The organism is Desulfosoma caldarium (genome assembly GCF_003751385.1).
GTDB classification, from domain to species: Bacteria; Desulfobacterota; Syntrophobacteria; order Syntrophobacterales; family DSM-9756; genus Desulfosoma; species Desulfosoma caldarium.
Genome location: NZ_RJVA01000012.1, coordinates 181895 through 207631, shown reverse-complemented (window position 1 = coordinate 207631; position 25737 = coordinate 181895). Strand labels below are relative to the sequence as shown.

21 protein-coding genes are annotated in these 25737 nt (G+C 56.0%); 13 read left to right on the top strand and 8 right to left on the bottom strand.

Annotated elements, in window-relative coordinates:
• The 12 genes from EDC27_RS09140 (at nt 1) to EDC27_RS09085 (ending at nt 17084) form a co-directional block, all read left to right on the top strand.
• On the top strand, nt 1-687 hold the full coding sequence (locus EDC27_RS09140; protein WP_148045722.1) for a sarcosine oxidase subunit gamma SoxG: 687 nt from the start codon (nt 1-3) through the stop codon (nt 685-687).
• 121 nt (nt 688-808) lie between these two features.
• On the top strand, nt 809-1459 hold the full coding sequence (locus tag EDC27_RS09135) for an ABC transporter permease (RefSeq protein WP_211334841.1): 651 nt from the start codon (nt 809-811) through the stop codon (nt 1457-1459).
• 12 nt (nt 1460-1471) lie between these two features.
• Nucleotides 1472-2638, top strand: coding sequence for a betaine/proline/choline family ABC transporter ATP-binding protein (locus tag EDC27_RS09130; protein ID WP_123290313.1), 1167 nt, complete (start codon nt 1472-1474; stop codon nt 2636-2638).
• A complete protein-coding gene (locus tag EDC27_RS09125) occupies nt 2622-3365 on the top strand; it encodes an ABC transporter permease (protein ID WP_211334840.1) in 744 nt (247 codons plus the stop codon). Before EDC27_RS09130 ends, EDC27_RS09125 begins: the two co-directional genes overlap by 17 nt.
• A gap of 140 nt (nt 3366-3505) precedes the next feature.
• Complete coding sequence (locus EDC27_RS09120) at nt 3506-4405, top strand: ABC transporter substrate-binding protein (protein ID WP_123290312.1); 900 nt, start codon at nt 3506-3508, stop codon at nt 4403-4405.
• 210 nt (nt 4406-4615) lie between these two features.
• Entirely contained in the window at nt 4616-10066 is a 5451-nt protein-coding gene (locus EDC27_RS09115; RefSeq protein WP_148045721.1) for an SIS domain-containing protein, read from the top strand.
• 59 nt (nt 10067-10125) lie between these two features.
• The gene (locus tag EDC27_RS09110) at nt 10126-11340 is read left to right on the top strand and encodes a trimethylamine methyltransferase family protein (RefSeq protein ID WP_123290310.1); all 1215 of its coding nucleotides are present in this window, start codon (nt 10126-10128) and stop codon (nt 11338-11340) included.
• A gap of 563 nt (nt 11341-11903) precedes the next feature.
• Nucleotides 11904-12620 (top strand): methyltransferase domain-containing protein, encoded by a 717-nt coding sequence (locus EDC27_RS09105; RefSeq protein ID WP_170161727.1) that lies wholly within the window; start codon nt 11904-11906, stop codon nt 12618-12620.
• A gap of 476 nt (nt 12621-13096) precedes the next feature.
• Nucleotides 13097-13363: a methionine adenosyltransferase domain-containing protein gene (locus EDC27_RS09100; protein WP_170161726.1), complete on the top strand. Its 267-nt coding sequence runs from the start codon at nt 13097-13099 to the stop codon at nt 13361-13363.
• A 543-nt stretch (nt 13364-13906) separates the two neighbouring features.
• Nucleotides 13907-14323, top strand: a complete 417-nt coding sequence (locus tag EDC27_RS09095) for a MerR family transcriptional regulator (RefSeq protein ID WP_123290307.1) — start codon at nt 13907-13909, stop codon at nt 14321-14323.
• Entirely contained in the window at nt 14320-15855 is a 1536-nt protein-coding gene (locus EDC27_RS09090) for a class I adenylate-forming enzyme family protein (protein WP_123290306.1), read from the top strand. Before EDC27_RS09095 ends, EDC27_RS09090 begins: the two co-directional genes overlap by 4 nt.
• The gene (locus tag EDC27_RS09085) at nt 15840-17084 is read left to right on the top strand and encodes an acyl-CoA dehydrogenase family protein (RefSeq protein WP_123290305.1); all 1245 of its coding nucleotides are present in this window, start codon (nt 15840-15842) and stop codon (nt 17082-17084) included. Before EDC27_RS09090 ends, EDC27_RS09085 begins: the two co-directional genes overlap by 16 nt.
• Nucleotides 17085-17196: 112 nt before the next feature.
• Here the strand turns inward: EDC27_RS09085 and EDC27_RS09080 are convergent, their stop codons facing one another.
• The 6 genes from EDC27_RS09080 to EDC27_RS09055 all read right to left on the bottom strand — a co-directional run bounded on the left by EDC27_RS09080 (nt 17197) and on the right by EDC27_RS09055 (nt 21977).
• Nucleotides 17197-18057, bottom strand: coding sequence for an ABC transporter ATP-binding protein (locus tag EDC27_RS09080; RefSeq protein WP_123290304.1), 861 nt, complete (start codon nt 18055-18057; stop codon nt 17197-17199).
• The gene (locus tag EDC27_RS09075) at nt 18045-19049 is read right to left on the bottom strand and encodes an NAD(P)H-quinone oxidoreductase (protein WP_211334839.1); all 1005 of its coding nucleotides are present in this window, start codon (nt 19047-19049) and stop codon (nt 18045-18047) included. Before EDC27_RS09075 ends, EDC27_RS09080 begins: the two co-directional genes overlap by 13 nt.
• Nucleotides 19049-19729, bottom strand: coding sequence for a RadC family protein (gene radC / locus EDC27_RS09070; RefSeq protein WP_123290303.1), 681 nt, complete (start codon nt 19727-19729; stop codon nt 19049-19051). The genes EDC27_RS09075 and radC overlap by 1 nt, the downstream gene beginning before the upstream one ends.
• Nucleotides 19710-20363, bottom strand: a complete 654-nt coding sequence (locus EDC27_RS09065) for an MlaC/ttg2D family ABC transporter substrate-binding protein (protein ID WP_123290302.1) — start codon at nt 20361-20363, stop codon at nt 19710-19712. Before EDC27_RS09065 ends, radC begins: the two co-directional genes overlap by 20 nt.
• A gap of 83 nt (nt 20364-20446) precedes the next feature.
• Nucleotides 20447-21613: a class I SAM-dependent rRNA methyltransferase gene (locus EDC27_RS09060; protein ID WP_123290301.1), complete on the bottom strand. Its 1167-nt coding sequence runs from the start codon at nt 21611-21613 to the stop codon at nt 20447-20449.
• Between the two features lie 94 nt (nt 21614-21707).
• Nucleotides 21708-21977, bottom strand: coding sequence for a hypothetical protein (locus EDC27_RS09055; protein WP_123290300.1), 270 nt, complete (start codon nt 21975-21977; stop codon nt 21708-21710).
• Nucleotides 21978-22230: 253 nt separating this feature from the next.
• Here EDC27_RS09055 and EDC27_RS09050 point away from each other — a divergent pair, with 253 nt between their 5' ends.
• Complete coding sequence (locus EDC27_RS09050) at nt 22231-22884, top strand: LOG family protein (protein ID WP_123290299.1); 654 nt, start codon at nt 22231-22233, stop codon at nt 22882-22884.
• Here the strand turns inward: EDC27_RS09050 and EDC27_RS09045 are convergent.
• Nucleotides 22874-24364 carry an Rne/Rng family ribonuclease gene (locus tag EDC27_RS09045; RefSeq protein WP_123290298.1) on the bottom strand — a complete coding sequence of 497 codons (1491 nt, stop codon included), beginning with the start codon at nt 24362-24364 and terminating at the stop codon, nt 22874-22876. The two genes, EDC27_RS09050 and EDC27_RS09045, sit on opposite strands and share 11 nt — an antisense overlap.
• On the bottom strand, nt 24361-25731 hold the full coding sequence (locus tag EDC27_RS09040; protein WP_245994412.1) for a CoA activase: 1371 nt from the start codon (nt 25729-25731) through the stop codon (nt 24361-24363). Before EDC27_RS09040 ends, EDC27_RS09045 begins: the two co-directional genes overlap by 4 nt.
• Between the last annotated feature and the right edge of the window lie 6 nt (nt 25732-25737).

Genomic DNA, 25737 nt, shown 5'->3' with positions numbered 1-25737 from the left:
ATGGCATGGAGACGGCAACGGGTTTCTCCAGTTGATTTCGCGGTGCGCCCTGCGGAGACGGTGACGCGGGACGGCTGGACGGTGGTGGTGCGTTTTGAAAAGGAAGCGCAAGGACCGTGGATTATCGATTTGAGCCACCGGCCTAAATGGGACCTTCAGAGCGCCGCCATCGATGAACAAAATCCGTGGGGACTTCAGATCCCGAAGGCTCCCGGCGATTGCGTCGTGGAAAACGGATTGGTCGTATGCCGTATGAACCCAATGCAGGCCTTTTTGTGGGACCTGGGGCACAAGGCCTCGGGCCACCCTTCGGTAGACGGGGTGACGGAGCTAACCGACGGGCTATGTCTTCTGGGGTTTCTTGGGCACGGCATCCAAAAGATCATGGAAAAACTCTCTCCGCTCGATCTTCAAGCTCCATCGAAAAGTGGGCCTTATCTCATTCAGGGTCCTGTGGGATCCGTTCCGTGTCAGGTTGTCGTGTTTCAGCAATTTGACCCCATGGTGGCGGCCGTTGCGTTTTCGAGAGGCTACGGCCAATCCATGGCGGAAGCCTTTTTGGCTGCGGGACGGGAAATCGGGCTGCGGCCCGGCGGTGAACTCCGGTTTCTCAACTGGCTAAACGGTGCCGCCGGCCGGAATGAGACCGCCTCGCGGTATCGACAGAGCTCGATGTTTGCGCATTGAAATGAGCAGGAAAGGGACCGGTTGAGCTGGAGTTGGGTGAACGAGTTAACGCGCCCTCAGCCCTTCCCCCTTTTGGGGGTGTCTTGGTCGAGCTTAAATCATTGGATAGGAGGAGACGCCCTTGCCAACCATTCAATTCATGATCGATAACGCTTCGGAGTTGTGGCAACTGTTCGTGGAGCACGCCTATGTGGTGGGGATCGCGCTTTTGATCGCCATCGCCACAGGGGTTCCCTTGGGGATAGCCATCACCTTCAACAGGAAGGCCGCGGAATATGTCCTCTATATTGCCGGTATCATTATGACCATCCCGTCGGTAGCATTATTCGGTCTGATGATACCGATCTTGGCCGTTTGGAATCTAGGCATCGGAAAGGTGCCCGCCATTATCGCCCTGGTGCTCTACAGCCAACTGCCCATCGTTCGAAACACCTACGCGGCCATCAAGAACATTGATCCCTCCATCGTGGACGCGGCTCGCGGCATGGGGATGACCCGGGCACAAATCATGTGGAAAGTGCAGTTGCCGTTGGCTTTGGGGGTCATTTCGGCAGGGGTTCGCGTGGCCGTGGTGATGTCCATCGGCATTGCGGCCATTGCCGCCTATATCGGTGCCGGGGGGTTGGGGACTTACATCTTTCAGGGTATTTCCACCACCTACGATGAAATGCTCTTTGCGGGGGCGATCGCGGTGTCCCTGATGGCGATCGTGGCGGATCTGGTTTTCGGCCGCCTGGAAAATGCCCTCATGCCCAAGGGCCTGAGAAAGTAAGGAGTTGCATCGGTGATTGAATTACAGCGGGTAACCAAGATCTATCCAGGTTCGAATCACCCCGCCGTGGACGGCGTCACGTGTACCATTCCGGAAGGCGAGATCTGCATCTTCATCGGCCCGTCCGGGTGCGGTAAGACCACGCTGATGCGGATGATCAACCGCCTGGTGCCGATCACGTCGGGCAAGATCCTTGTTGGCGGCAAAGATATCTATACCATGGATCCGGTTTCTTTACGGCGTCGTATCGGTTATGTGATTCAGGAGATTGGACTCTTTCCCAACATGACCGTCCGCGACAACATTGCGGTGGTGCCAAAGCTTCTAGGCTGGCCCAAACAGAAAATCGACGATCGAGTGGATGAGTTGCTCAACTTGGTGAATATGCCGCCGGATTTATTTCGGTTTCGCTATCCCCGGGAACTTTCTGGCGGCCAAGCTCAACGCGTGGGAGTTGCCCGGGCCATGGCGGCGGACCCTCCGTATATGTTGATGGACGAACCGTTCGGGGCCATTGACCCCATCAATCGGGCGGTGCTTCAGGACGAGTTTTTAAAGATCCAGGAGAAGCTTAAGAAAACCATTATCTTCGTGACGCACGACATTGACGAAGCCATCAAGATGGGCGATCGGATCTGCCTTCTTCGGGACGGTCGATTGGAACAGTACGGAACACCGGACGAGCTCTTGTCAAACCCCAAGAACGATTTCGTCAAGAACTTTGTGGGCACGGATCGAGCCTTGAAGCGTCTAAATCTGCTCAAGGTGGAAGAGGCTATGCTTCGGGATCCCATCCGTTGCCATGTCAACGACAAGACGACAGATATCCTTCGCTACATGGAACGCGAAAAGCTCAACTATGTGATCATCACCGACGAGAACGACGTGCTTCGAGGATACGTAAGCCGCCGCGACGTGGCCGATTATCAAGGCCCCGTCGAAAAGGTGGTGCGGCCCATGTCCCTGACCGTCCCTCCCAGCTGCAACCTTAAGGACGCCCTGTCAAAGATGCTTCAGAACGATTTGGGCATCCTGTGCGTTGTCGACGAGAAGAAACGTCTTCTTGGCGTGCTTGATCCCAAGACGCTCTTCCAGACGATGGATAACACTTACGACGAAAAGGGCGGCGATGAGGACCGCTTTGCGACGGAGGACCGGTGGCATGAACGAATCGGTTGAAGTCAAAGAAGACCGTTTGGGGCGTTTATGGATGGCGATGGGCTTAGGGTTCGCGTTTGTGGCGGGAGCCTGGTGCCAGCAGCAAGGTTTCTTTGAATTTGCGCTCACCCACCCCGGAGACGTCTTACGTCTGACCAAGCAACACATCGAGATGGTTGTGACAGCAGGGGCTATCGCCATCGGCCTTGGCGTTCCTGTAGGGATTTTGGTGACCCGAGGGTTCATGCGTCGTTATAAGGAGATTACCCTGAACCTGCTAGGGATCTGCCAGACGATCCCGTCGCTCGCTATCATCGCCATCGCCATGGGATTCTTGGGGATCGGAGTTCAAACGGCTATTTTCGGTCTGGTGATCTATTCGATTTTTCCGATCATTCGGAACACAGCGGCAGGCTTGGCCGATGTGGACCCCGTGTTGCTGGACGCGGGCCGAGGAATGGGCATGACCCCATGGCAGGTGATGGTTCGAGTGGAAATTCCCAATGCCATTTATATTATTCTTGCTGGAATCCGCACATCGCTCGTGGTCATGGTGGGAACCGCCGCGGTGGCGTTTCTCATCGGCGGTGGCGGCTTAGGCGATCTGATCTTCACCGGCATCGCCCTTGTGGACCCGGGCCTCATGCTGGCGGGTGCCGTTCCTACGGCGCTTTTAGCCATCTTAACGAACTGGCTCTTGAGCAAATTGGAAAAAGTCATCGTCAGTAAGGGATTGATCAAAACGTAGGTCATGTCCTGGGATAAGGGAGCTCTGATCGAAGCCCGGAAGACGTCGCCGTCGGCATGATAGAAGCCGGCGTCGCGCGATGTCCCGGGTCGGCATAGGGAGGGCAAGGTGATGTGTCCAACTTAGCATAGGAGGTTGTTATGAAAAGATTGGTCTTATCCTTAATTGCTGTGAGTTTACTGGCCGTCCCCGCTTTCAGCGGTGCGGCGGAAAAGAAGCTCATCGTCGGGTCCAAGGAATTTACCGAGCAGCGTATTCTCGGGCAGATGATGATTGCCCTTTTGGAAGCCAATGGTTTCAAATGTGAAGACAGCACCGGTCTTGGTGGAACCATGGTGGCCCGAAGGGCATTGGAGTCCGGCCAAATCGACATCTACATGGAATACACGGGAACGGCACTTCTTACTCTACTCAAGCACAAGCAACCCATCACGGACCCCGCACAGTGCTATGACGTGGTGAAGAAAGAGGATCTGGAAAAGAACGGTCTGGTGTGGCTGCCGATGATGAATTTTAACAACACGTACTGCATCATGATGCGCCGCGCAGATGCCGAAGCCAAAGGCATCAAGACCATTTCTGATCTTGCGGCCTATGTGAAGGCGCATCCGGATGAGGTGACTTTCGGTCTGAACGCTGAATTTTACGCCCGTCCCGACGGCTACCGGCCTCTACAGAAAAAATACGATTTTCGTTTTCCCCCCGACAAGATCATAAAGATGGATAGCGGATTGGTCTACAAGGCCCTTCGTGACGGAAAAGTGAATGTGTCCATGGGATTTTCCACAGACGGCCGTATCGCAGGCTTTGACTTCGTCGTTTTGGAAGACGATCTGAACTACTTTCCCGTCTATAACCCGGCGCCTGTGGTGCGAAAGGAAACGGCGCAAAAGTATCCGGAACTGGAAAACATTTTCGCCAAACTGGCTGAGAAGTTGAACACGGAAGAAATGACCAAGCTCAACTATCGGGTGGATGTGGAGCATGTCGACGCGATGGTTGCCGCAAAGGAGTGGCTCAAGGCCCAAGGGCTGATCTAAGCCGAAACCGATGGCCGGTTGTCACCCATGCTTTGCGTGGTTTTTTCGGGGTGCCCCAGGATCGGTCAATGAAATGGTCTAGGCTCTCTTTTCTGGACCGGCGCGACGGTGGTCGCGGACTTCCGGTTCAAGTCAAAGACAACGCACAGCATATCGGAAAGTTATCCAGTGTGCGGCATTGTGTGTTATTTCGGTAGAGCCGAAAACAGCTTGACCCGAATCCTGGCCGGCATGTCGGCCATTATTTACCGGGCACCCGACAGTACCGGTGTCGGTGTGTTCGGCAACGACCGCGAATCGATGGTCGCGGTGAAGTCCGTGGGCGATCTTACGGCATTGATAAATGCTTTGGTGGAGCGGCCACTCCGGTCCAATCCGGCTGAAATCGTCCTACATGACCTTTTGCCTTGTCCTCCCGAAAGCCCCATGCCCTATCGCGAATTTCAGCGTCGGCTTCTCGCTTTCGAAGCCCTGCCCGTAGATCCGTTGAGCGCTTCAGAGGAAGGCGATCGAAAACCGCCGACATTTCGAGAACTGTTGCAGCACTCGATAGATTTTTTGCAGCCCGGCCTTGTGGGGCGGCCCGGCCCGCCGCCGGTTTGGCCGGTTCGAGGACGCCGGGGACTTGTGGCCCTGGTTGAGACACTCCTTCGGGACTTTGATCTCTCGACGACAGCATGCAAGATCCTTATTGCGCGGTCGATCGAACGAGAATACCGGCGAAGTGCCGATCAAGATTCACCGGCTCCGTTGGCGCCGCTTTCCGAAATCCTCGAAAGTTTCGACACGCTCTTCGAACGGGTCATCAGGGACCGAATCCTGGGCGGGACAGGGGCTCTTCGACCTCCGGCCCAAATGTTCCAATACCAGGCGCACAAGAGTCTGTGGAGGTTGCTGTCCCGAATCACGGTAGAATTGCCGCCTGACTGCGATCAAGACGGCGTTCGATGCCTTTTTTGGTTTTTGGACGCCGCCGTCATGGCTCGGTTCAGGACAACACCGGGCATGGACGCCAGAATCCAAAAGCTCATTGGGACTCATTGGCCTTCCGCTCCGTGGCCGGAAAGGTTATCATGGAAGGACCTCTATTGGGCGGAGAAGACGTTAAACGTGTACGGGCGGGCGGCCGCGGCCGTTTTTGCCTACGCCTGCGAAGAATTCAGCGATTTAATCGATCTCAAGGACCCGGGATCCACCGCCGGCCCAGAAAAGCCGAAGCGGATAGAAGACGTTTTCGCTTGCCTGGCCACGCCCGTGATCGCTCACGGACGATGGGCCCTGCAATCGCCGATCACCCTGGAGAACGCTCATCCGTTCTTCGATACCCGCAAGCATCGGGCAGTGGTGCTCAACGGTCAATTCGACGGGGCGGTCGAAGCGCGCCTCTTGCGCTATCTCACTCATTTGGGATTGCCCCGTCGCAGTGCCAATTCAGCGGAATATCTGCCGTTGCTTTGGGAACATTACTACGATGTGCTCTCGCGTGAAAAGGTCCGCTGTGAAACCATGCGGCGCCACATAGAGGCGGGACTGGAGGATCTGGATCTGCGGAGCCAGTCACTGGATTACCGCATTTTCAAGCGGATCCATGGCAAGAGTCCGCAAGAATTGGACGAGATGGCCTTTCGCGAGGCGGTGGGCCGGATGGTGTCCTCCGGTGGACAGCTGGCGGTGGCGGCCCTGAGCGTGGTCGCCCCTCATCGGCTCTATGTGGCCAGTCACGATCGTCCGCTTTTCATCATGCAACGGCCCGATACCGGCGAAGTCATGGTCGTGTCCGACGTCAACGCCGGACTGGGTCTTTTCCCCCAGTGGTTGATCCTCGAAAGAAGCCGGGAGTTGGCGCGCCTAAACAAAATTCGCAAAAGACAGCTCGCCCCTGCGGACGCCGAGTCCAAATCGGTTGTCCAAGACATGGAAGCGGAGAAAAAACGCCTGGACGACGAAGAGGATCGGATTCGAGAGACTTTCCGAGTTCGGGTGATTCCTCTGGAAGGCGAGGAACTGGTGGCGACCATTGACCGGGTCGTCAAATTCGGACAGCCGGATTGGGTGGTCCGAATAACGGATCTTGCTGGAAAAGCGCGCCCGGAGGTAGAGCCCTTTGACATGCGGCTGGATCCGATCCAGACTCGCCGTGAAATTCATCGGGTGTTTTATGAAACGCACCTCAACGAAATCCCGGATCGGTTAGAAGCCGCCCTAAAGCAGTATCTTCCCGAGCCCGATCTCGCACCGGTTTTCCACCTTCACGAACGCTCACTTCGCCGCCGGTTCGGCCGGCGAATGGAAGGGCTCCGACGCATTGTGCTGGCCGGCATGGGCAGTTCCTACAACGCCGGACACATGGTGCGACCGGTTTTTGAATCACTGATTCCCGGTATTCCGGTGGATGTTGTGAGACCTGTGGAAGTGGAAAATGTGGCCCAGTTCGTGGACCACGAAAAGGACTTGGTGTGTCTGCTCAGCGTGACGGGGACCAGCGCGGACATGGTGCACTTCGCAAAGGAACTGGCGCGGCACCAAGTGAGCATGATCGGGGTGACGGAAAAACCTTATGCCGACATGGCGCTCATTGCTCGAAAGAGCGGTGGGGTCATCCCCATTCTAAGCGGCGAGGAGGTGACCTACAGCGCCCTCAAAAGCACCGTTTCTGTCATGTTTGCGTGCCATCTGATAGCGCTTTGGCTGGCTCACAAGAGCGGGCTTCAATCCGGCGATCGGCTCTCGGCGGTGGCAAAGGGTTTGGTCGACCTTCCCGATACACTTCGCCGAGTGTTGAACAATGGGGAAATCGAAGAGTTTTCCAGGCGGGTTTCGGAAAGGAGTGTGGGTTGCCAGGCTGCCGTGGTTTTTGATGACATGGAAACGTCGGGGGTCGGGCGCGAAGCGGCGATGAAACTCGAAGAAAACAGCTGGTCGGCTTCCGGAAAGGCTCTGGACTATCGGGACATATCGACGGTGGGCTTGGAACCCGATCCGGGTACCCATTGTGTTTTGGTCTATGGAACCCGCAACCGGCGACGGGCGGATGTGATGGAAACCATGGCCCTTCTTCATTTGGCGGGTATTCCCTTCGGCGCCGTGACACACGAGCAGGCTGACATCGAACCGTTCCGGTTTTACAGTCAAGGAGCGTTCGTGGCGTTGCCTTCCGTGGATGACGAGCTGCAGCCGTTTGTGGATGTCGTCTTCACGTATCGATTCGCCTACGCCTTCGGTGTGGCTCACGGGCACCGGGACGCGGGATTTCCACGGAATCGAGCCAAGTCCGTCACCGTAGCCCGCAGCCGCCCGGCCCGCGTCCCCAGCCCCGCAAGCGAACGATTGGCATTGGAAGCCTACACCACCGTGTGCGCTCCCGTGCTTCTTCCCGACGAAGATGAAGAAAGTGCCTGGGAAAGGCGAGCGGCAACCACCGAAGAAGCTCAGACCTACAAAGAACTTCGCCGTCTCGCCGCGTGCATCTGCCAATCGGACCCGCTTTCGGAACTGGTGACGAGCCCGGAAGCACCTTGTCGGCTGCTCGAGCAGTTGTTCGAAGACATGTCTGAAGGCGGTGAAGTGGTGCTGGTGCCCTTGGATCGGGCGGCCGAAGCGGTTCTTCGGGACGTCGCGGCCAACTGGAATCGGCTGAGCCAGGGAGTGTTTCGCGTGGCCCATGGTCACCTTCAGGTCCCGAGCGACGTGGAGGATCAGGTGCTGATCGTTTGCACCACAGAAAACCCGGATCCTGAAAACCTGCCGGAAACCCTCCGAAACGTGGAATCTGCGGCTCTCTGGATCGGCCCTCGCGGTTCGGCAGGTACCGAGTTGCCGTTCAACCCCGCTTTCGGACGTTGGCATTTGTGCGCCGAATGGGATGCGGCCGCCCCTGAGGTCCTCTACGTGGTGCTGAATCAAATCCTCATCACGGCCTGGAAAAGGCGCTGGCACGATGCCGCACGAGTCCTGGAGCAGACGTTTAGGCTTGCATCCAAAGTCATCTCAGACGTGTTGAACGCGTCCGACCTTCGCGATGACATCGAACACTGTGTACGTGAAAACGCCGCCTTTCAAACGGCCCTTTTTGTGGGGTCCCACGGGGGCGTGGGTTTAGATTGGGCTGGGCGTCTGGATCGATCCGGCCGGGTGCTTGCCACTTCCTGCGTCTACGGCGAAAGCGCCCACGGTCCCATCGTGACGGTGGATCCCGACCCCGAAAGCAAGTTCGTTCGACTGCAGCCCCGTTCGGAGATGTTTTCTCTCTACGGCGCCGAACGGGTAAGGCAGTGGGAGGCGGCGTATCTCAACGGAACCACGGTGGATCAATTCCTTGAACGCGCCGATCCCGAAAAGAAACCGAAGTCGATCGGTCCGTTCTTTTCCGAAGGGAACTGGTATCTGCCCGTCCTGCGAAAAGATTATGATCCGACCAAAGACAACTTGATCTTCCTTGATGCTTCAGACGGAAGGGATTTGCCCAAAGCTCTGGACGAGTTGGCGCTGTATGGTTGCCGTTATGCTCGCGTTGTTTTGATCTCCCAGGCAGCGTTTCGTGATTTCCCGGAGATGGCGGATTGTTTTAGCTATCCGGTTGGTCACGTTCTATGGCTGCCGCCTTTGGAAGGGGAAGGGCTGCTTCAGGCCATTCCCGGACTGTTGCTTCCGTTGGCCATGCGGATCGTGGCCACAGCGGTGAGCGCCTGTTTTGCCAGGGTGGCCCCGGTCACAGCGGTCATTCCACAGCATGATACGGTCTTTCAAAAGGCCTTTGGCCCGCTGGGCGACCTTATGCGGTCCCAGAACATTCGCCTTCGCGCTTTGCCGCATACTTTGGTGGAAGGCCTTGTGAACCTAGCTCCCTTGGTCCATCGTGTTGAAGGAGTCTCCTGGTACAACGTGGCGCGGGTGGAAAACCTCGAGGAACTGGAGGCTTTGGCCGAAGAAGGCCAACTGTGCGGAGCCGAACGCGCGGTGGTTTCCTTCAGGGAATTGGAAGCGAAAGGATATCCCTTTTTTCTCGTTCGCCCGGAACGCGAAAACTTCCAAGGGGTGGCAGCCACCATCGCTCGGGAAACCTTTTCGGAAACGTACTGGGGGCTTTGGTACGAAGTCTACGGAAGCAGCTGGCGTTGCCTTTATCAGAAAGCATTGGTCACCGGTGAAGGTCCATACGGCGAACCCCGAATCGAGCTACCCCTTTTAGAGATCGGAGCACGTTCGGGACGCCTGTATCACTTCTACGTCCAGTACCGGCCTTGGAATTCGGCGGAATCCTTCGAAGAGCAAATAGCCCTGACGGTGAGGGCTTTAGGGAAACACGCCACCCGCATCAACCAGGTGGGCTCACGCTACGAAAAGATTGTCAGCCGCTTCAACCAGGCCGTGGTGGCCGACGGGTTGCTCTGGACCGACGCGCTGTTGATTCTTGTTCCCAGAGCTTTCGCGCTGTGCAAACCAAGCAAGGACGTCGCATGGCTATTGACCGACAGGACCTTGGAACTGCTCTCAGCGATACCGAACCAGAATGCTGATGAGCGCATGGCCGCCCTCGAACGTATCTTGGCAAGGGTATGGGAATGCCCGGAAGTCTCCATAGAAGACGACCAACAACGTTGGCCGGTTTTGAAGTCCACGCTGTTTCGCCTCTTGGAGCGACCGTCGCCGATGGACGGTTGACGTAAAGATAGCCCAAAGCCCTCGCTTTCCCGAATGCCTAAAACCCTTAGGAGGCCACAATGAACGTCAAACAAGTGGAAGCGTCCAAAGCGCTTTTGGGTGAGCGGACCGTCGACATGTTGTTGCAGGTCCATAAGGACGCGCTGTGGATTTTGGAAAATATTGGTGTCGAGTGCAAGCAGCCGGAAATTCTTGAAGTCTTTCGGAACCATGAATCGAGCGGGGAAGCGGTTCTTTACGACGGCCGGATCTATGTGATGAATACGCTGGTGGAGCGGTGCCTGAAGACTGTTCCGGGAATTGACGATTTCTTCGTGCCTCGAAACAGTTTCTTCGTGGGCGGGACCGCTCCTTACATTTACGACGACCAAAAGGGTCAAGGAGGTTTAACTCCCACCCCCGATCACGTGCGTCGTATCGCCGAGATCGTCGAAGCCAGCGACGTGGTGGCCGGGATGGGCCGCGGCGTGAAACTTAAGAACGAAGTCGAGCAAATGAACATCATGGCCCGATATTGCAGCAAGCCGCTTTATTTTGCGGTCACCACAGACGATTCTCTAGAGCGGGCCAGGACACTCTATGCTCAGCGCGGAAACATCATGGTGGTGTTCTGCCTCACCCGCCCGCCCCTGGCAGTGAACGAGAATTTCTCGGAGCATTTCGTGAAAGTGGTTCGCGCAGGGCTTCCTGTCTTCATTTCCGCCATGCCGCTTGCGGGTATCAGTGCACCTTTCTCTTATAATGGTGTGCTGGCCATGACCCACGCGGAAGTGCTTTTCGGGATTTGCACGGCTCAGCTTTTGAACCCCGGCACGATCTGCATCCACGCCGGCTACCCTACCATCGCCGACCCGCGGCTGGACTACAACCCCAATTACGGGCTCACCTCACATAACCTGCTCAACATCCTCATGGCCCATCTCAACATGATGCTCGACCTGCCCACGTGTCAAAGCGCCGGCACGACTCATGAGGAGCACCCAACGGAAAAAGCATTGCAGGACGCCAAGAGGGGGCAGGCGCTTTGCAAAAAATACGGGTTCCACATGATCCGGCACTCCTTTGGGTTTCTGCGGTATCTCATCGACTTTTCCATCGCGAAACTGGAAAGGGCCATAGAAATCTGCAGGGAAACGACCCCGGCCGACGCTCCCGACGTGGAAATGCCCGACTACCAGGAACTCGGCATGGCATCGATCAAGAATATCGGTTTGGGCATGTACCGAGATGACCCACTCACCACGGCCAATTTCGGAAGGCTCTTCGTGGAATGACCCAAAAAATTCATGGCAGCGAGGAGTCGTCCGGAGATTGAAGGTCGAGCCATATCAACGCCATGATGGCGTGAACCCGCCATGCCCCGGCGGACCGTGAGTCTTTTCCCAATCGGCACGATCCGGTTCTTGCCAGCGGCGATCCATCAAATGACGCCATCGATTCGCGGCCCAAGCGAGCGGCACCGAACCTTTGCATCCGTTGAATGCAAAACAATAATACATGAGTTAAAGGAAGCCCCTCAATATTTCCGTGGGATTATTTTATAACCCAACGATATGCGTATCTATTTACGATGACGGAATCACGTTGTCTTTTGATTTGGGCGACGTTTTCGTTACAAAACACTTGGTTCTAAAAAAATTTGAATTCTCGTCTTGACAAAGCATCCACGCCTGGTATTTTTAGGAAAATTCGTGGCGAATGAAAGCAGTTCACACGTCATTTTCTGACTGCCGAATCTATCAACCCATTTTACGCTCAAGGCAGTCCAAGATGTGGAAAGGAGGGCATCATGACTCAAGAGCCATTCCGTATCATCTTACCGGATTTCGAAAGCCAAGTGGATCAAGACGAAGAATGGATCTACGTCGAAAAGAACGGACGCCGACTAAAGCTCAGGCTCCATGACTACGGTAAACTTTATAAGATCCCCGGCCTCTACGAGCAAATTTACTACGAGAAACTCAAGTGTAACTCCCACAACGTGGTCTGCAGTTTGCTCGGTGAAGCGCTCCAAGAAACGGCCGACGACGAGGACCAACTGCGTGTGCTCGATTTCGGGGCCGGAAATGGCATGGTCGGCGAAAAGGTGAGAGACATGGGGTGTGATCTGCTGGTCGGTGTGGACATTCTGCCCGAAGCGAAAGAAGCCGCCGAACGTGACCGCCCCGGCGTCTATGATCGGTATTACGTCCTGAACCTGGCAGACTTGGAAGAAAACATTCGAGCGCGCCTCGAAGCTTATCACTTCAACACGCTGGTGACCGTTTCGGCCCTCGGCTTCAACGACATCCCAATCAAAGGGTTCCTCAACGCCTTTAATCTGCTTGAAGACGGAGCCTGGGTGGCCTTTAATATCAGGGACCGCTTTCTTTCCGATGACGATCAATCCGGCTACAGGCAGGCACTCGAGAGCATGATCCAGAACAACTTCGAGATCGCCAAGGAAACCCCCTACTGCCACCGACTTTCAATCACAGGCGACGAGCTTTGCTATCACGCCATTGTTGGCCGGAAAACCGGCGATGTGGACGTCGAATCCCTCGTTTCTCAATAATTCGCCATGATGTCAACAAACGCAATAGGGAGCCGGAAAAGATTCCCAAAGCGTTTGGACGAACCACCATGACCATGCGTTGTCCCTCAACAAAATGAAGCGACAAGGGAGCACGAACGAAGAAAAATCTCTTTTTACACCGAAATCCGTCGACGCATGGCATTGGGAAACAGTCGGCGCCAAGATATTCGATTCCGTATGGGACGCCACCATGGCCGAAGACCAAGGGCCAAGTCGCCTGGCAAACCACAGTGACGCATGGCCATGGTGGTGGCGGCGTCACAACCGACGACCGAGTGGACCTTCCCCACATTCCACGGAAGATTCTTGTGAATATCAACGACGAGCATTGCGGCATGGTATGACCGGCCCTTTCGTGATGGGCGATTGCGGGCTCACCGATTGCCAGATCGTTCTGACACTGGCGACGGCCAAGGACCCCGCGGGGGTGGCCGTTTTCCTGCATAAGCCGTTACGTGGCGAAAAACATCGTGTGGACCGGTCCTGAAGGCAAGGGCGAGGTGCCGCTTGCTGACGTCGTCGGCGTGGCCGAGCCCGCAAGCGTCATGGTGGACATCTTCGAAACCGGAAGAATCAAGGAGAGCTGGATCACCCCATTCGTGCGAAAAACCTTCAACTTTCGCCCGTACTTGAGGATCTCCAAGCTAAAGTTGCTTCGCCCCATCTTTATGGAAACGGCTGCAAGCGGCCTCTTTGGCCACACCAACTCGACCTTCACTTAGGAAAAGACCTACAGAGTGGAAACACCTGCAGACCTGGCCGACATCGGCGAACCCACCCTCCCGAACGAAAAAGAATCCCTTAAGGACCAAGCGACGCAAAAAGGTGACCGTTATTCGCTGACGGTGAGTTGATTCACCGGCTTTGAAAAATTAGCGAAACAACGGGGGCTTCCAGCTTGACGGAGAAACACAGGGGATTATCTAGGATTTCCATGCTCGCCACGTGAAGCCTCGCATGGCGGCGGCCGCTGGCATCATTCTCAAGGTGAGGTCGCAGCTTGAGCATGCTCGCGGCCGCCACCATAGGAAAGAAGTTCAGGGTCCAGAACGGTTGCATCGTGGTGTCGGATGCGGCAAAAAGGTCGAATGGAATAAGCTGGGACCATTGATCATGATCGTTTGTGGGAATTTTATCCTTCCACGAGCGTCAAAACATGGCCGATGTGGTCCAACCGAAAACTTTACTCTAAAGATCTTGACATCTCACGGCTTGACAGGTGACTATAATTTCAGTTAACGTAAAGTGCGAAGAAAGGAAGTCCAATGGGCAAAAACCGTAAGAAAACCGAACATGTGTTCAGCATTTCCGAATTGGCGGCTCAGCTGGACATCAGCCCTCGAACCATTCGATTCTATGAGGAAAAAGGCCTTATCACGCCGCGGCGCACGGCGGGCAATCAGCGTGTCTACACACCCAAGGATCGGGCACGATTGAAGCTTATACTTCGAGGCAAGCGATTCGGCTTTTCCCTGGATGAGATTGCCGAAATGATTGGCATGGCCGACACGGACATGGACGAAGTGGATCAGATTCGCAAGAGCCTCGATTACGGTCGCAAGAAACTCCAGGAGATTCGCGATCGCATGAAGGACCTCGTTATCCTGGAACAGGACCTCTTGGCCGTCCAAAAGAAGCTGCAAAAGCGCTTGCAAGAACTGACCAAGGAGGAGATTCCATGAATCTTGTGGAAATGTTGGATCGCCAAGCTCGAAAATTCGCCGCCAAGGAGGCGTTGCGCGCCCAAGGCTACACCGTCACCTTTGCCGAACTCAAGGACATCGCTGAACGCATGGCCGCCGTATTACAGGCTCAGGGCATTGGCCCAGGGGACACGGTGGCGCTCATGAGCCAGAACACGCCGGACTTTGTCTTCGCCTTTTTTGGGGCGCAAAAAGCCGGAGCTGCCGTGGTTCCGGTGAACCACAAACTGGCACCGCCTGAGGTGGACTACATCTTGAACCACAGTAACGCCCGCATTTTTCTCTTTGATGCTTCCTTGGCCTCGGTGGCTGAGGCCTTGTCTTCATCCGTGCCCATGGTGTCCATGGATGCCGCCGTCCCGAATCGGCCCTTTTGGAGAGATTTGGTCAGCGCAGCTCCAAACTTCACACCCGTTTCTGTCGAAGACGAGGCCACGGCGGAAATCCTCTACACCAGCGGCACCACAGGCAAACCCAAAGGATGCGTGCTCACGCACCGAAGCGTTGTCATGGCCGCCATAACGGGCGCTCTCGCCTTGAAGATGGACGAAAATGACCGGCTTCTCATGGCCATGCCCATTTGGCATTCTTCGCCGCTTAACAACTGGTTTCTTGGCGCTTTTTATGTGGGAGCCACAACGATTCTTCTTCGGGAATATCACCCGCTCCATTTTCTGCAAACCGTGCAGCAGGAGCGTTGCACGGTCTACTTTGGAGCCCCCGTGTCCTATCTACTTCCCCTTCAAATGATACCCAACTTTGACGATTTTGACCTCTCGTCTATGCGCGCGTGGATTTACGGGGGAGGCCCCATTGCACCGGAGACCGTGCGTCTGCTGCAAGAGCGGTACAAGAGCGACCGCTTCTACCAGGTCTACGGCATGACGGAAGCGGGCCCCACGGGCACGATGCTTCCTCCGGAGGCCCACGCCCTCAAGGCAGGATCCATCGGCAACAAAAGCCTGCCCGGAACGGACCTTGTGGTGATGAAGTCGGAAACGGAGCAGGCGGGACCCGGGGAAGCGGGCGAAATCTGGCTCAAGGCCGATTCCATGATGCGGGGTTATCTGAACGACCCAGAAGCCACGCAAAAGGCGTTTTACAACGGTTGGTACCGCACGGGTGATGTGGCTCGCATTGACGACGACGGATACCTTTTCATTGTGGACCGGCTCAAGGACATGATCATCACGGGAGGCGAAAACGTCTATTCCAAGGAAGTGGAGGACGCTTTGGCCGAACATCCCCATGTGGCCCAGGCGGCGGTTATCGGCACAGCACACCCTGACTGGGGAGAAACGGTGACGGCAATCATCGTTCCCGCGAAGGGGACTACGCCCACTGCCGCAGACCTCACCGCGTTTCTGCAGACTCGATTGGCAAAGTACAAGATTCCACGAATCTATCATTTCGTCGATGCGCTGCCGCACACGCCTACGGGCAAGGTCATGAAGTACAAACTTCGAGAGATGTTTTCGCTGCGGAAGGAGAATTCATGTTCGAATGGTTGATGGACGACAGGACGCGGCAATGGCGGGACGAAGTGCGGGATTTCGTGAAATCCGTTCCTCGCCAAATGATCCTGGACATGGATGCGGACAGGATTCGTTTCCCCAAGGAGTTTCTGCAGGAAGCTGGCCGAAGAAACCTTTTGGGATGCCGCTACCCCAAACAATGGGGCGGGCGCGACATGGATTGGGTTAGCACCTGCGTGGCCATGGAAGAGGTGGGCACGCTGGGCTACATTTTCGCCTGCACCTTTGGCGTGGGTGCGGAACTGGTCTGTGATGCCATTGTGTTGCATGGCACGGACGCCCAAAAGGAACGTTACGTGGTCCCGCTGCTCAAGGGGGAAATCTTCGCGGCTGAATGCTTGACCGAACCCCGGGGCGGATCCGACTTTTTCGGCACCACCACGACGGCCGTGGACAAAGGCGATCACTTCCTTCTCAACGGCCAAAAACGCTTCATTGTAGGCGGTGAAGGTGCCGATTATTTCCTCGTGTATGCGCGCACCGATCCCAAAGCCAAACCCCACGAAGGCATCACCTGTTTCATCGTGGACCGAGGCCCCGGCGTGGAAACCGCCTATCACTATGGTCTGATGGGGTGCCGAGGCGGCGGGACCAGCCGCTTGGTTTTCAAGGACGTGAAGGTGCCCAAGGAAAATGTTTTGGGTCGAATTCACGGCGGCTTTGAGGTCTTCAAGACCATGATGATTCCCGAGCGATTGGGCACAGCCGCCATGACCATCGGAGCCGCCCGCCCGGCTTTGGAAATCGCCACGGGGTATTCGACGCGCCGAAAGGCTTTTGGAAAACCCATTCAAGAATTTCAGGGCGTGAGCTTTCAGGTGGCCGAAGCCGCCATGCTCCTGGACGCCTCTCGCGCCATGGTGCACGCTACGGCCCAAGCCGTGGATCGCAAGGCGCCCGCAGCCACGGTGCGGCGCATGATTTCGGAAACGAAGAAATTCGTTACCGAATCTTGCCAAAAAGTGGTCCATCACGCCATGCAAGTCATGGGAGGAATCGGCTACACGACCATTTTCCCCGTGGAACGGATCTATCGAGACCTGCGCCTGGCTTCCATCTGGACCGGCACCAACGAAATCATGGCCACCATCATCGCCCATGAATGGTACAAGGAATACTGGGCCATGAAAGAGGCGCGCCTCACGCGAGATGTGGAACAGGACGCTGCCGGCGCCGACGATGTGGAAGAAAAGGTGTATGAATAAAATCCCGGCCGAGCCATCGATGGGGATGAGGACGGCCGCCTTGCAACCCCTTTGGCACGCCCTCGGCACCAACGTCTTCGCCCTGGACGGCCGACGCGTCGATTTCACAACTTCATAAAAGGCCGATCCGAGTCCAATAACGGCCCCGGTGTGCCTCCACTTCGATAGGGATGTCAAAGGCTGTGGAGAGCACCGGGGCAGTCAGCACGTGCTCCTTGAGACCGCTCGCCACACAGCGGCCTTGTCGCAGAACCAGCACGTGGGAAAAAACGGGCACAATGTCTTCCAGATGATGGGTCACCAAAACGAGAGCGGGCCCGTTGTCCTTTCGGCCCATGCGCTCCAAGGTTTCCAGAAGCTGTTCGCGGGCAACCACATCCAGCCCCGAACACGGTTCATCCAAGATCAAAAGCCTGGGCTCGGCCATGAGGGCCCGGGCAATGAGCACCCTTTGTTTTTCTCCCTGAGACAGTACGCCGTAGGGGTTGTTCAAAACGGCGGCGCATCCCATGGTTTCGGCCAGCCTTTCGGCCATGCGCATGTCATGCTTTGAAGGTTTCTCGTCGACGCCGATGGAAGCGAACTTTCCGCCCACAATGAGGTCCAAAGGCTTTTGGTGGGCCGGCACGTGTTCTTGCAGAAAGGATCCCACCCAACCGATCTTTTTGCGCACTTCTCGAAGATCCACGGTACCGAAACGCTGCCCCAGCACGGTGATCGAACCCTGCGTCGGCCACAAATAGCCGGCAAGCAGTAGAAGAAGCGTGGTTTTGCCTGAACCGTTGGCGCCCAGCACCACCCAGTGTTCCCCCGCTCGCAAGCGCCAAGTGATGTCGGTAAGAATGGGGCGGCGAGACCTCACGAAATGAACCTTTTCCAGGGCGGCAATCCAGGCGCTTCCCTGGCCGTCCTGGCCGCCGTTTCCCCCGCCCTGTGTTTTGAAATCAACGCCTGAGCTGTTCACTCTTTCCATCGCACCACCACTTTGCCGAAGTGTTGGCTGTTCCGAACATAGAGATGGGCCGCTTCCACGTCCTGCACGGCAAAGATTCGATCCACCACGGGGCGCACCGTTCCCTTTTCCAAGAGCGGCAGCACGTGCGCGCGGCACTGTTGAAGAATCGCCGTCTTTTCGGCATCGGATCGGCTGCGCAGCACGGAACCGATGATGCGGATTCTTTTCGTGAGCACGGGAGCCAGGGAGCACGCAGCCTGGTGTCCGCCCATGAGGCCGATGAGCACGAGGCGGCCTTTGGAAGCCAGAATCTTCAGGTGCTTTTCAAGGTAAGGCGCTCCAATGAAGTCCACGATCACGTCCACGCCTCGGCCCTCGGTCCAGGACAACAGGGCCTCGGCGAAATCTTCGCGTTTGTACGGCACCACCAGGTCCGCTCCCAAGGCGCGGCATTTTTCGACCTTCCAGTCACTTCCACAGGTGGTGGCCACCCTGAGCCCTCGAACTTTCGCCAGTTGAATGGCCGCCGTGCCCACGCCGCTTCCACCACCATGGATCAGGAGCGTCTCGCCGGGCTCGGCTCGCCCTTCTTCAAACAGGGTGGTGTAGGCCACGACAAACACTTCGGCAGCCGCCGCCGCTTCCACAAACGACAGATTTTCGGGAATAGGCAGCAGGTGTTCCGCGCTCACCACCGCATACCGCCCATAGCCCCCTCCAGCCACAATGCCGAAAACGCGATCCCCTTCGCTCCATGGCACATCGGGGGAACCCCTCTCCACCACGTACCCTGCCACGTCCAGACCGAGAAGGGTCGAGGCGCCCGGCGGAGGCGGATACAATCCGCGGCGCTGCAGCAAATCGGCGCGATTCACCGAAAAGGCTTCTACCTGCACCAGCACTTCCCCGCTTTTGGGCCTAGGGACGGGCACATGGCCCAAAGTCAAGGTGTTCCAGCCCCCGGATTCTGCCGTTTCTTGAACGAGCACGGCGGGCATCATCCTTTCCATCAATCCATCTCCCCTTTTTCCGCAAAGGAATAGTATCGGTCCCCCGCCAGAATAATGTGATCGTGGACGGCAATGTCCAGTTCCTGGAGTAATCGTTTGAGCTTACGCGTCAATTGCCGATCGGCGGTGGAAGGCTCCGGATCCCCACTAGGATGATTGTGAGCCAGAATCAACGCTGTGGCGCGGTGCTTCAAGGCCGCTTCCACCACCAGTCTTGGAAAAACCGCCGTGCGGTTCACGGTACCTTCCTGAAGGCGCTCCATGGCAATGAGGCCGTTCTGACTGTTGAGGGCCAGCACGCAAAAAACTTCGATGCGTTCCGCACCCAAATGCCCCTTGAGGTAATCCACCGCCTCTCGGGGCGTACTTAAGGTCTCGACCGAACGCCACCGATCCTTGTAGTACCGCTCCAAGAGCCGTGGAATGAGAGCCAGCAGCATGGCCGAATGGACGCCGATGCCCGAAACCGCCTGCAGTTCTTTCGGCGAGGCGTCTAAGACGGCCGAAAGGGAGTGAAAATGTTCCAGAAGAGCTTTGGCAAAGGGTTTGACATCGCGCCGAGGAATGGCAAAAGTCAGAAGAAGTTCCAGCACTTCATGGTCATGAAAGGCGTCCAGACCACCGGCTAAGAAACGTTCTCGCAGACGTCGTCGATGGCCTTCAGCTCCCAAGGCGGTCATTCTTTTCCAACTCCGCCACCTTTTGTCTGAGTCTTTCGAGAAAATCGTCGACGGATCGGTTTACGAGGAGGCTGTCGAACTGAGACCGGTAATTGTTCACGTAACTGATCCCTTCAATGACCACATCGTAGACCATCCATCGACCACCACTTTGCAGCATTCGGTACTCCACGGCCACATCCTGGTTTTGATAGCGCACGCTCGTCTTGACCAAGGCATAACGGCCTTGGACGCGTTCTCCTTCATAGTGGATCTGTTCTTCCTCACCGCACGTGTAGCTGTCCAGCTTGCCGATGTAGGTAAAATACAAAAGGTCTTTAAACAAACGCACGAATTCCGAACGCTGTTCCGGACTCATTCTTCTCCAGTGCCGACCCATGGTGCGTTTGGCCGCCTCTTCAAAATCCACATATTCCAAGGCGAGGGCTCGAACGGCTTCGCGCCTAGCTTTGATGTCTTCGGGCGCATTCCCTGCACAATCGTGAACTAACTGAAGCGCCCGCGCCGTCACGTCCTTGATCACCTCCGTGGGCGTGGCGTGAGTTGATTGGGCGACCGCGTGCCCCTGCGTCCAACAAAGTCCCAGCGCGAAAATGGCTGAAACCCAGAAGGTTTTTGTAATCGAAGTTTTCATGCCTTTTCCTCCCCTGTGTGATACCCTTGCCTCTGCGCATTGTTAGTCCACTTGAAGCCCCGTTGTAAAGGTTTACGCCCTTTTCAGCGCACCTCAAGAAAAGCACATTTCAGGTAGCGCGTCTCCGGCATGGCCAAGAGTGCGGGATGGTCCAGAGCCTGACCGCGCGCCTCCAAGAGCCGCAGCGATCGCCCCGCGGCCTGGCCCGCTCGCACCAACATTTTGTAAAAGGCTTCTTCTCCAAGATGATAGGAGCAGGAGCATGTCACGAGAAGACCGCCTCGGCGCAGAACCAACATGGCTCGGCGATTGAGGTCAGTGTAACCTTTGAGGGCGTTGGGCAACGCGCTTTTGGTTTTGGCCAACGCGGGCGGATCCATGATGATCACATCATAGCTTTCCCGCGGCGTGCGTTTCAAGAATTGCAGAACGTCTTGCACTTGAAAAGCACATCGGTCTTTGAGGCCGTTGGCCTGGGCATCTGCTTCGGCTCGCCGTACCGCCTCTCGAGACGCATCCACGCCAAGCACTCGTGCCGCGCCCGCTCGAGCCGCCACGAGACTCCACAGGCCCTGGTAGCAAAACAAATCCAGCACCTCGGCACCCACAACATGCCGGCGCAGCGCCTCGCGATTGTCTCTTTGGTCCAAAAAAAGCCCCGTTTTTTGCCCTTCCCAAATATCCACTCGTACCTTTAACCCGTGCAGGTCCACCAGCAAGGGTTCTGGAACGGTGCCGTGAAGCAACTGCTTTTCCAGTGGCAAGCCTTCCAAAGCGCGAGCGGAGACGTCGTTTCGAGCCACCACGGCAGCGGGGTTAAACAGCCGCACCAGAGCTTCACAAATCTTTGAGGTCATGGGGGCCATGCCGGCAGTGGTGATTTGCATCACCCATGCCGAATCGTAGCGGTCCAGCACAAGGCCCGGCAGCCCATCCGATTCTCCGTAGACCGCACGGTACGTCCGTTCACCTGGGTAGAGCCTCTCGCGAAAAGCCAGTGCCTCTCGCAACCTCTGTTCAAAAAATTCCAGAGTCGGTTCCGTGTTTTGAGAACCCACCAGGCGGCAAGCAATGAGGCTGTGGGGGTTCACGTAGCCCGTACCCCACCGCCTGCCCGACGTGGAGACCACCTGAACCCATTCCCCCGGTGCAAACATTTTGAGCGGGCTTTCCACTTCGTTGCTGAACACCCAGCGGTGCCCTTGTAAAAGCCGCCGTTCGCAGCTTCTCTTCACAACCAAGGTTTGCATGAGGCCCACTCCCGTGCCCACACATTGTGGAATTCAGACAAATAAAAAAAGCGCTCTCAAGGAGCGCCCGCAGGACGTTACGCTGTGCCACCCCTTAGCCCGCGTCGGACCGTACAGACTCCAATAGGATGCGATAATCTTCGTAAATCCGCGCATCGCTTTCGATGACCTCGTAAAGATCATCCAAATCCATGGCGATCACGGCATCCTTGTCGGGCGCTTCTTCCTTCAATTCAATCCAAATCCAGTCCAGAAGCATCTCTTCCGGGTCGCTATAGCCCTCTTCGTTCTTATCCAAAACGCCGTCCGCAAGCTTGCGGTTGACCTTTTTCAAGGCCGCCTTAACAAACTCTCTCATCTCCATCGCGCATCGCCTCCACATGCCTCAATAAGAAAAAAACCTTTTCGTTTTCATCATCCCGGTGCGAGCCCTGCAGGAGTGCATAGGCAGCACACACGGCTTGATAGCGGATTTGGCAGACCATTTCAACACACAAACGCGAATGTCTCGAGAAAAAAGCCACGTTTTTCATTTTCGAACCAAAAAAGGTTATGCTATATTTTAATGGTTTTTTTTTCTAAAAATATCTTCCCGTGCAAAGGAGCCGTCAGCAACCATGAAAGAGCGTCAATACATCATCGATGCCATGACCATTCAGGACTCCTGGCGCCTTTTTAAGATTTTAGCGGAATTTGTGGAAGGCTTTGAAGTTTTAATGGATATTTACCCGGCCGTGTCCATCTTTGGATCCGCGCGCGTGCGCCCCGGCGATGCCACCTACGAATTGACGGTGGAGATTGCCAAGAAACTGGCGCAAAACGGATTCAACATCATCACGGGGGGTGGACCTGGCGTGATGGAAGCGGGAAACAAGGGTGCTAAGGAAGGCGGCGCTCGATCCGTAGGGCTCAACATCGCATTGCCTATGGAGCAGGAATCGAACCCTTACGCCGATGTGAAGATCCATTTCAAATACTTTTTCGTTCGCAAGGTCATGTTCGTCAAATACGCTCAGGCCTACGTGGCCATGCCCGGAGGCTTCGGCACCCTGGACGAAGTTTTTGAGGCGCTCACGCTGATGCAGACGCGGCGTATCAAACCTTTTCCCATTATTCTTGTGGGCAGCGACTACTGGAGTCCCCTGATCCATTGGATGCGCCACACCCTGTTGCCTCAAGGCCTCATTTCCGAGGAAGATCCCGACTTGATCATGATGGCCGATGATGCCGATCAGGTGGTCAAGATCATCAAAAAATACGTCATTGTGTAGGCGAGGTGGCTTCGGCGCTCACGCATTCCAGATGACCTTCGTGCGGGGCCAGATGGGGGGACGCTTCAATGATGATGTCTTTTTGAAACTGTTCCTCTAGGGCCATGAGGTCTTTTCTCTTGCGGTTGAGCAGGTAATGGGCGACGTCCGCCGCCAGGTGCGCGCGCACGGCGACGACGTCCTCCTTGAGCAGAGCGTTCCAGATTTTACGAAGGTACCAAACCGCCGAGGTTTCAGTGGAGCGGACCATGCCGGTTCCTGAGCACAGAGGGCAGGCTCGGTAGGAGCTGAGCTGAATACTCAAGCCCAAGTGTTCCCGTGAAATTTCCAGAAGCCCAAAGGAGGAAATCTTCCCCACCTTCACTTTGGCTTTGTCTTTTTTCACTTCTTCACGCACTCGGCGCTCCACGTTGCGAATGTGCTGCGCCTGACGCATGTCGATGAAATCCACTACCACCAGTCCGCCCAAATCCCTCAAGCGCAATTGCCGAGGAATCTCTTCGGCCGCCTCCATGTTGACCTTGTAAATGTTGTCTTCTTGCACCTTTTCCCGGGTGGCCTTGCCGGAATTGACATCGATGGCCACCAGGGCTTCCGTGCTGTCGATGACCAGGTAGCCCCCAGATTTCAAGGGCACTCTCTTTTGAAACAGCTGATCGATCTGTTCTTCCAGATGAAATTTGTTGAAAAGGGGGGCATCCCCTTTGTCGAGCTTGACCAGGCGCTGGTGTCGTGGACTAATGATGCGAACAAATTCCTTGACCTGCCGATACACTTCGGGATGATCCACCAAGATAGACTTGATGGCCGGATGAAAATAATCGCGCACCACGCGAATGGCCAGATCCCTTTCGCGATAGATCAAAGCCGGCGCCGGGGTTTCCTGCACCTTTTTGAAAATGCCTTCCCAGATACGAATGAGGTAGCGCAGATCTTTTTGAATTTCCCGCTTGGTGCGGTTTTCGGCCGCCGTGCGCACAATGATGCCCATCTGTTCGGGAACTTCCAATTCCTGGGCCATCTGTTTGAGGCGTTCCCTTTGGGCTTCGTCTTCGATCTTTCGGGACACACCACGTTGGTTCTGGCCCGGCGTCAGCACGAGGTAGCGGCCGGCCAGAGACACGTAGGTGGTCAGTGCTGCACCCTTGCTTCCCACCTCCTCCTTGGTCACCTGCACCAGCACTTCCTGACCTGGGCGAATCACCTCTTGAATCTTGGGAGGCCCCTCGACCTCGACGGCGTAATAGTCCGGGTGGATTTCGCTGAGAGGCAAAAAACCGTTGCGTTCTCCACCGTAATCCACAAAAGCCGCCTGTAACGACGGCTGCACATTCACCACAGTGCCTTTGTAGATGTTGCCCACCACCTTGCCTCGGGTGGCCGTTTCAATGAAAAAACCTTCCAGGGATTGGCCTTCGACCAAGGCCACGCGCAATTCTTCCGGGTCGTGGGCATTGATGAGCAGATGCTGTGCGGTCATGAGTTCTCGGTATGGTGGGCGCGCGCCTTTTGATGCTGCTGGGCTTGATAGAGAAAAGTTTTTAAGATCACATCCCGGTTCGGCTGCGATGTCCCGTCATAGGGAGCGTCCACGTATGGAATGCGCCGTTCCAGGAGCAAGGGTTTGAGAACGGCGGAACACACGGTGCTGGGCATACAGCTGAAGGGAAACACGTTGACGATGCCGTCAAAACCTTCGTGAATGTAAGCCAAAGCCCCCCCAATGCTCAAGGCGGCTTCCGTGCCGATATCAAAACTGAAATGACGGTCATGGTCCAGAAAATGTTCAATATGGCGCACACTGTGATCCGGCTGAATGTCCAGATGGCGCAGCACCCGCCCATAGACTTGATGCTGGCGCCAAGACTGGTAGCCGTTTTCCAGACGCTGATGGACCACTGCCTTGGCGGCCCGCAGTGCCTCCGCCTTATGGCCGCGACGCCATGCCTGCGCACACTGTTCTTGGGCCTTGCGCAGCCGTTCGTAGCTCACATAATTGAGCCATTCCGCAATGGACGCATCCACCACTTCGCCGCCATAGGCTTCGATCTGCCGAATGATGTTCTGATTTGAGTCGGGGTGACTTCTCAGGTAGATCTCCCCGACAATGCCGATTTTCGGTCGCCGTGGTTTTCTGGGATCCATGAAGGTCGCCGCCGTCTTGGCTATATCTTCCACCAGATCGTACAAGCGGCTAAAATCCCTTGTGGGACCAAAGGCCACCAGAGCCTTTTCCATGGCCTGCAGGGCTTCTTCCATGAAAGCATCCGTCAGACCCGGGCGCATTTCATAGGGGCGCACCCGCCACACGATCCGGTCCATCACATCGGCGATGACCGCCGCCACATAGGCCACGCGGCGAAAGTAACGCGCTTTTTTCTTAGGCAGCAACCCGGCCACTGAATAGGCATCCTCTGAGGACAGATAGGTGATGGGTATGGCGCGGTATTCCGGAAACCGATCCAGAACAATTCGCTGCAACTTGTTGTACATGCCGAAACGACACGGACCGTCCGACTCCGGCAGAAAATAGACATAGCGCTGCGGATCGAAGTCTTTGCCCAACCGGCGCTTTTCTTCTTTAAGAAAATAAAGGATATCCCCAAGGGTCACCTGGCAGGGAAAGCATTCCTTACCCGAAGTGAATTCCTTACCCAGGGCCAACCCCTTGTAGGTTTCCAAAACCCTGGCCGGCACGCCAAAAGCGCGAAAGCTTGCCACCAAAAGCCGCGTGCCAAAGGGGGGCATTTGCGGCACAAGAAGAATGCGCCCGGTGACATCAAAGCGATCCACTCCTCGACGCAATCGATCCAAAGCTTTGTGCGATGCCTGCATAGAACCTTTCAAACCCAG

What these genes read in the sequence shown, in the direction of transcription:
- EDC27_RS09060 (WP_123290301.1), bottom strand. Translation starts at nt 21,613, where the DNA reads ATGCAAACCTTGGTTGTGAAGAGAAGCTGCGAACGGCGGCTTTTACAA.
- EDC27_RS09075 (WP_211334839.1), bottom strand. Translation starts at nt 19,049, where the DNA reads ATGGAAAGGATGATGCCCGCCGTGCTCGTTCAAGAAACGGCAGAATCC.
- EDC27_RS09050 (WP_123290299.1), top strand. Translation starts at nt 22,231, where the DNA reads ATGAAAGAGCGTCAATACATCATCGATGCCATGACCATTCAGGACTCC.
- EDC27_RS09055 (WP_123290300.1), bottom strand. Translation starts at nt 21,977, where the DNA reads ATGGAGATGAGAGAGTTTGTTAAGGCGGCCTTGAAAAAGGTCAACCGC.
- EDC27_RS09120 (WP_123290312.1), top strand. Translation starts at nt 3,506, where the DNA reads ATGAAAAGATTGGTCTTATCCTTAATTGCTGTGAGTTTACTGGCCGTC.
- EDC27_RS09090 (WP_123290306.1), top strand. Translation starts at nt 14,320, where the DNA reads ATGAATCTTGTGGAAATGTTGGATCGCCAAGCTCGAAAATTCGCCGCC.
- EDC27_RS09095 (WP_123290307.1), top strand. Translation starts at nt 13,907, where the DNA reads ATGGGCAAAAACCGTAAGAAAACCGAACATGTGTTCAGCATTTCCGAA.
- EDC27_RS09085 (WP_123290305.1), top strand. Translation starts at nt 15,840, where the DNA reads ATGTTCGAATGGTTGATGGACGACAGGACGCGGCAATGGCGGGACGAA.
- EDC27_RS09125 (WP_211334840.1), top strand. Translation starts at nt 2,622, where the DNA reads ATGAACGAATCGGTTGAAGTCAAAGAAGACCGTTTGGGGCGTTTATGG.
- EDC27_RS09110 (WP_123290310.1), top strand. Translation starts at nt 10,126, where the DNA reads ATGAACGTCAAACAAGTGGAAGCGTCCAAAGCGCTTTTGGGTGAGCGG.
- radC (WP_123290303.1), bottom strand. Translation starts at nt 19,729, where the DNA reads ATGACCGCCTTGGGAGCTGAAGGCCATCGACGACGTCTGCGAGAACGT.
- EDC27_RS09065 (WP_123290302.1), bottom strand. Translation starts at nt 20,363, where the DNA reads ATGAAAACTTCGATTACAAAAACCTTCTGGGTTTCAGCCATTTTCGCG.
- EDC27_RS09140 (WP_148045722.1), top strand. Translation starts at nt 1, where the DNA reads ATGGCATGGAGACGGCAACGGGTTTCTCCAGTTGATTTCGCGGTGCGC.
- EDC27_RS09080 (WP_123290304.1), bottom strand. Translation starts at nt 18,057, where the DNA reads ATGGAAAGAGTGAACAGCTCAGGCGTTGATTTCAAAACACAGGGCGGG.
- EDC27_RS09045 (WP_123290298.1), bottom strand. Translation starts at nt 24,364, where the DNA reads ATGACCGCACAGCATCTGCTCATCAATGCCCACGACCCGGAAGAATTG.